The sequence below is a fragment of the Acidovorax sp. KNOB132 genome (genome assembly GCF_057541515.1).
In genome coordinates this window covers 1-5,789 of record NZ_BAAJYT010000225.1, presented here as the reverse complement: position 1 = coordinate 5,789, position 5,789 = coordinate 1, and the positions used below count along the sequence as shown (strand labels likewise).

Annotated in this window: 5 protein-coding genes and 2 pseudogenes; 3 read left to right on the top strand and 4 right to left on the bottom strand. The window is 66.7% G+C overall.

From position 1 onward, the window contains the following. The coding region (locus tag AC27IO_RS19485) for a hypothetical protein (protein WP_498740281.1) at positions 1–477 on the top strand (477 nt) is incomplete at its 5' end. Between the two features lie 287 nt (positions 478–764). Here AC27IO_RS19485 and hemE read toward each other — a convergent pair. Further along, positions 765–1,877: a uroporphyrinogen decarboxylase gene (hemE, locus tag AC27IO_RS19480; protein ID WP_317355413.1), complete on the bottom strand. Its 1,113-nt coding sequence runs from the start codon at positions 1,875–1,877 to the stop codon at positions 765–767. Positions 1,878–1,956: 79 nt separating this feature from the next. Continuing rightward, positions 1,957–2,870, bottom strand: a pseudogene (locus AC27IO_RS19475) (LysR family transcriptional regulator). 229 nt (positions 2,871–3,099) lie between these two features. On the opposite strand from AC27IO_RS19475, the gene AC27IO_RS19470 reads away from it, so the two are divergent. Together AC27IO_RS19470 and AC27IO_RS19465 are read left to right on the top strand one after the other, a co-directional pair. Further along, positions 3,100–4,083, top strand: a complete 984-nt coding sequence (locus AC27IO_RS19470) for a TerC family protein (protein WP_284431367.1) — start codon at positions 3,100–3,102, stop codon at positions 4,081–4,083. A gap of 25 nt (positions 4,084–4,108) precedes the next feature. After that, positions 4,109–4,267, top strand: coding sequence for a hypothetical protein (locus AC27IO_RS19465; protein ID WP_284431368.1), 159 nt, complete (start codon positions 4,109–4,111; stop codon positions 4,265–4,267). 72 nt (positions 4,268–4,339) lie between these two features. On the opposite strand, the pseudogene AC27IO_RS19460 reads toward AC27IO_RS19465, so the two are convergent. Next, positions 4,340–4,947 (bottom strand): annotated as a pseudogene (locus AC27IO_RS19460) (thioredoxin family protein). 131 nt (positions 4,948–5,078) lie between these two features. Then, a partial coding sequence (locus AC27IO_RS19455) for a thioredoxin family protein (protein WP_498740278.1) occupies positions 5,079–5,789 on the bottom strand: 711 nt, incomplete at its 5' end.

The window sequence follows — 5,789 nt, the reverse complement described above, 5'->3', positions numbered from 1 at the left end:
AGGCGTGTATGCCAGGTCGCATGCTGCGCCGCATCAAGCGGCTTTGTGCATAAGTGCATCTGCGTTGGCCTTGTCAAGAGTCCATTTTGTGCTAGGGCGGGCAGCGAAGGTCGGGCAATTTCCTTCAATGGGCAACGCAAGTTACTTGATTTGACGAGGATTTTTGCAAAAGGTACCGATTTTTCTGTGGATAACTTTGTTGACATCCCCGGCCCGGCTGATAGCCCAGGGGGAGCAGACCGCCCCCGCCACCATCTGCCGGCGATGGGGAGAGTTCAAAAAAATCCATATGAATCAATGATCTATCAAAAATGCGGTGAATGCTGCCCAAGGCGTGTCATGCCAGGTCGCATGCTGCGCCGCATCAAGCGGCTTGTGCATAAGTGCATCTGCGTTGGCCTTGTCAAGAGTCCATTTTGTGCTAGGGCGGGCAGCGAAGGTCGGGCAATTTCTTCAATGGGCAACGCAAGTACTTGATTTGACGAGGATTTTGCAAAAGTACCGATTTTCTGTGGATAACTTTGTTGATATCACTGTCCGACCGGCCGCCAAGCCTTGAAAATACGTGGTTTTGTTACATTGCCCGGAAATTCGGCAAATTCTGCAAGTCCTTATGAATCAAAGACTTACCAGCGCCGCTTCATTGTTTTGAGACGCATCAAAAAAAATTTCCAGGAAGGCCGCCCGTGCGCCAACGTGGTGCGCGCGGTGTGCATAACTTGCTCGCCGGCGTTGCCCCTGCTGTCAAGGCCTGTCAAGGGCTTTCAAGCCTGGCGCAACGCGCGGGAATGGCGGTGCACCGTTTCCACGAGGGCCGCCACATGCTCCGGGGGCGTGAACTGGCTGATGCCGTGGCCCAGGTTGAAGATGTGCGTGGGGCCGGTGGTGGTCCGGTCGGTGTGGGGGGCGCCGAAGCTGTCGAGCACGGCGCGCGTGTGCAGCGCGATCTGCTCGGGCGGGGCAAATAGCACGTTGGGGTCGATGTTGCCCTGAAGCGCCTTGCCGGGACCACCCACCGCGCCGCCGACCAGGGCGCGTGCACGGGCCAGATTGGCCGTCCAGTCCAGTCCGAGCACCTCGCAGTCCAGGTCCTTCATGGCGTCCAGCCAGAGCGCACCGCCCTTGGTGAACACGATGCGCGGCACGTCGGTGCCGTCCACGCCGGTGCGCTGGAGCTGGGCCAGCACGCGCTTGGTGTAGGCCAGGCTGAAGGCCTGGAAGGCGCCATCGGCCAGCACCCCGCCCCAGCTGTCGAACACCATCACGGCCTGGGCGCCCGCGTCAATCTGCGCGTTCAGGTAGGCGGCCACGGCGTCGGCGTTGATGGCCAGGATGCGGTGCATCAGGTCGGGGCGGCTGTACATCAGCGTCTTCACGAGGCGGTAGTCGTCGCTGCCCTTGCCCTCCACCATGTAGCAGGCCAGCGTCCAGGGGCTGCCGGAAAAGCCGATCAGCGGCACGCGGCCGTCGAGCGCGCGCCGGATGCTGGTGACCGCATCGAACACGTAGCGCAGCTTGTCCATGTCGGGCACGGCCAGGGCCGCCACGGCCGCTTCGTCGCGCACCACGTGGGCGAAGCGCGGGCCTTCGCCCTCGGCGAATGACAGGCCCAGGCCCATCGCATCGGGCACGGTGAGGATGTCGCTGAACAGAATGGCCGCGTCGAGCGGAAACCGCTCCAGGGGCTGCAGCGTGACCTCGGTGGCGTAGTCCACGTTGGTGGCCAGCCCCATGAAGCTGCCCGCCCGGGCCCGCGTCGCCTTGTACTCCGGCAGGTAGCGGCCGGCCTGGCGCATCAGCCACAGGGGGGTGTAGTCGGTGGCCTGGCGCCGGCAGGCGCGCAGGAAGGTGTCGTTCTGGAGGGGGGCGAAGCTCATGCCCCTGATTGTGGCGTAGCCGCGGGGCCGGGTTTCTGCGCCAGGTCCATGCCCGGCCCCGGCGGCCGGTTCATCCCTTTCAATCCGTGGCCGCATCCCCCAGCAGCCCCGCCGCGCCGGCCTCGGCCAGCCGGGTGACCAGGGGGTGGATCACCTTGCGCGCGCTGTAGATCAGGTGAAAGTGCTCGTGCACGTCCGCCGTGGTGCCTACCGGCTCCAGCCCGTAGGTGCGCTGGAGGTGCTCGCCCAGCAGCAGGGCGCCGGCATCACGCCCATGCCGGCGGCGGCGAAGGTGCTGAGCAGGGCGCTGTCCTCGAACTCCCCGGCCAGCCGGGGGCGGATGCGCTCGCGCTCCAGCCAGTGGTCGATGCGCGCGCGCAGCGCGGCGTGGGCCGTGGGCAGGATCACCGGCACCACGGCCAGGCTGTGCGGAAAGTTCTGCGAGGCGGCGCGGGCCCACAGCGGCGGCGCATACCAGCCGATGGCGCTGGTGCCCAGCAACTGGCTGGTGGTGCGCAGGGCGGGGTTGGGCGGGGCGGAGCGGTCGGCCAGCACCGCATCGAGCTTGTGCAGCGCCAGTTCGGCCAGCAGGGGCTGGAATTCGCCGTCGTGGCACAGCAGGCGCAGGTGGGGCTCGTCCAGCACGGGGGTGAGCAGCCGGTGCACGGCCAGCTTGGCGATGCCGTCGGAGATGCCCAGGTTCAGCCGCACCGCCTGCCCGCTGGTGGCCTCGCGCACGCGCAGGGGCAACTGCTCGCCCAGGGCGAAGATGTGGTCGGCCTCGTGCAGGGCCGCCACGCCGGCATCGGTCAGCACGAGGTTGCGCCCTTCGCTGCGCAGCAGGGCCACGCCCAGGTCCTTTTCCAGGGAGCGCACCTGGGCGCTGATGGTCTGCACCGCCATGTCCAGCCGTTCGGCCGCCCGGGCCACGCCGCCTTCCTTGGCGACCACCCAGAAGTAGTACAGGTGGCGGTAGTTGAAGCTCTGGCTCATGGCGGGGCGGGCGGTGGGGAAAATGGAATGGTTCGGAAAAACCGAAGCAATGGTACCGGGAAGGCATCTTCTTTTCTGGCTGCGGCGGCCCCACAGTCCGGTTCGTTCTCCCTCCAATTACTTTTCCAACAAGCCATGAACCACCTGCAGCCCGTTTCCCTTGCGCCGCCTTCGGCATTCCCCCAACCGCCGTCGCCGCACGGCTTTCAACCGATCGGAGGCTAAAGCCATGGAAACCATTGGAACCTGGTGGATGTGGGCGGGTTTTGCCGTCTTCGTGGTCGTCGCGATCGGGATCGACCTGCTGGTCATGGAGCGCCAGGGGGCGCACAAGGTGACCACCAGGGAGGCCGTGGGCTGGAGCGTGCTCTGGTTCTCGCTGGCCTTCGTGTTCGTCGGCATTCTGTGGTGGTATCTCAACGGCTCGCAGGGCCGCGAGGTGGCCAACACGGTATCGATGCAGTTCATCACCGGCTACCTGGTGGAAAAAAGCCTGTCGGTGGACAACATCTTCGTGTTCCTGATGCTGTTCAGCTACTTCGCCGTCCCGGCGGAATACCAAAAGCGTGCGCTGATCGTCGGCATCATCGGTGCCATCGTGCTGCGCACCGTGCTGATCCTGGCCGGTGCCTGGCTTCTGGCCACGTTCCACTGGCTGCTGTACGTGTTCGGCGCCTTCCTCGTCATCACCGGCGTGAAGATGTGGCTGGCCGCGGGCAAGGAGCCCGACATCGCCACCAACCCGGTGCTGAAGTTCCTGCGGGGCCGCATGCGCATCTCCGACACGTTCGACGGCGAGAAGCTCACGACGATGATCGGCGGCGTCAAGCACTACACGCCGCTCTTCGTGGTGCTGGTGCTGATCGGCACGACCGACATCATCTTCGCGGTGGACAGCATTCCCGCGATCTTCGCCATCACGAACGATCCGTTCATCGTGCTGACCGCCAACATCTTCGCCATCCTGGGGTTGCGGGCGCTGTACTTCCTGCTGGCCGACCTGGCGAGCCGCTTCCACCTGCTGGCCTATGGCCTGGCCCTGGTGCTGGTGTTCATCGGCGCGAAGATGCTGCTGATCGACCTGTACAAGATCCCGATCGGCTATGCGCTGCTGGTCACCGCGGGACTGATCGCCGGCTCGGTCGCCGCCTCGCTGTGGACCTCGCGCGGCCAGCCCCGCGAAACGCCCGCCTTGCCCCACGACCCCCGTTGATCAATCAGCCAAGGAGAGCCCTGCCATGTCCATGATCGAATTGATTTTGCTGTGCCTGCTGGCGACCCTGGTCATCACCACGTTCCTCGGCTGGCGCGCGGGCAACGAGCGCCGCGATGTGGGGCTGCTCGCGGGCCTGACCGCGCTGTGCGGCGTGGGCGCCGCAACCGCGCTGGTGGTCTGAGCGCACGGCACGCGGCCCGCCCGGGGCCGTGCTGCCATGCCCATTGCCGGCGGATGGCAGACCCGTCGCGGCTTATGCCGGCGATTTGTATTTGATCGAGCAGCCGTAGGGCTGCGTGGTGGGCACCGCGATCGGCTTGCCCGCCAGGGCGTCGGCCAGGCCGGCCTTCACGTAGTTCGTGGCCTTCGGGATGTCGGCCGGGCGGGCCGAAGGAATGCTGTCGATGCCGCCCGCATACACCAGCGTGCCCTTGGGATCGACGATGTACAGGTGCGGCGTGGTGCGCGCGCCATAGGCATGGCCGGCGTGCCTTCCTCGTCCAGCAGCAGGGCGGTGGGCACCGCCTTGCGCTCGGTGAACCAGGCGGCCAGTTGCGCGGGGGCCAGGTAGTCGCTGCTGGCCTTCTCGGTGGAGTTCACCGACAGCCACACCACCCCCTGGTCCACCGCGCCCTTTTGCGTGGCCGGCAGGTTGCCGCTGTCGTAGTGCTTGCGCACGAAGGGGCAACCCGGGTTGGTCCACTCCAGCACCACGTGCTTGCCCTTGAAGTCCGACAGCCGCACGGTCTTGCCGGTGGCGTCCTTCAGTGCGAAGTCAGGCGCGGGCTGGCCCACGGTGGCCGCCGCCTGGGCAGCGCCCGTGGCGAGGAAAAGGCAGGCGAAGAGGGTCCGTCGAAGCATGGCATTTCTCCTGTCGAAAGAACGAACGGGGCCGGGGCCCCGGGGCGGCCCAGTGTCACCGAGCCTCCAGCGCGTCGCCACCCAAAACCCCCGTGCCGGCAGGGCGATGGGGCGCCTGCTGGACCAGGCGCTTACAGGCCGGCGATGGCCGCGCGCACTTCCTGCACGCCCAGGATTTCCGACAGCACCACGGGTGACCGGCCCGGCGCCTGCAGCACGTACACCGGCACGCCGCTGCGCCCCAGTTGCGCCAGCGCGGCGGTGATGGCGGGATCGCGGCGCGTCCAGTCGGCGCGCAGCAGGGCCACGTTCTTGGCGGCGAAGTCCTTCAGCACGTCCTCGTGCGCCAGGGTGGTTTTCTTGTTGTACTGGCAGGTCACGCACCAGGCGGCGGTGTAGTCCACGAACACGGGCTGGCCCTTGGCCACCAGTTCCTCGGGCAGGCCGGGCTGCCAGGGGCGCCAGCCGCTGGCAGAGGGCACCGCTGCGGCCGAAGCCGGCACGATTTCAAGCACTTTTGGTGCCCATGCCGTAGTCAAATATGCCAGGAGTGCTATCGAAATAGGAGCAATTGCCCAGCGGGTGCGCCCGGCGAGCGTGAGCGCCCAGACCGCCATGCTGAGCGTGACCAGCAGCGCCAGCAGGGCCGCCGCGCCGTCGATGCCGCTTTGCTGGCCCAGCACCCACACCAGCCACACCACGGTGGCGAACATCGGGAACGCCATGAACCGGCGCAGCGTGTCCATCCAGGCGCCAGGGCGTGGCAGGGCGCGCGCCACCGCGGGCACCCAGCTGGCGGCCAGGTACGGCAGCGCCAGCCCCAGGCCCACGCGCCGAACACA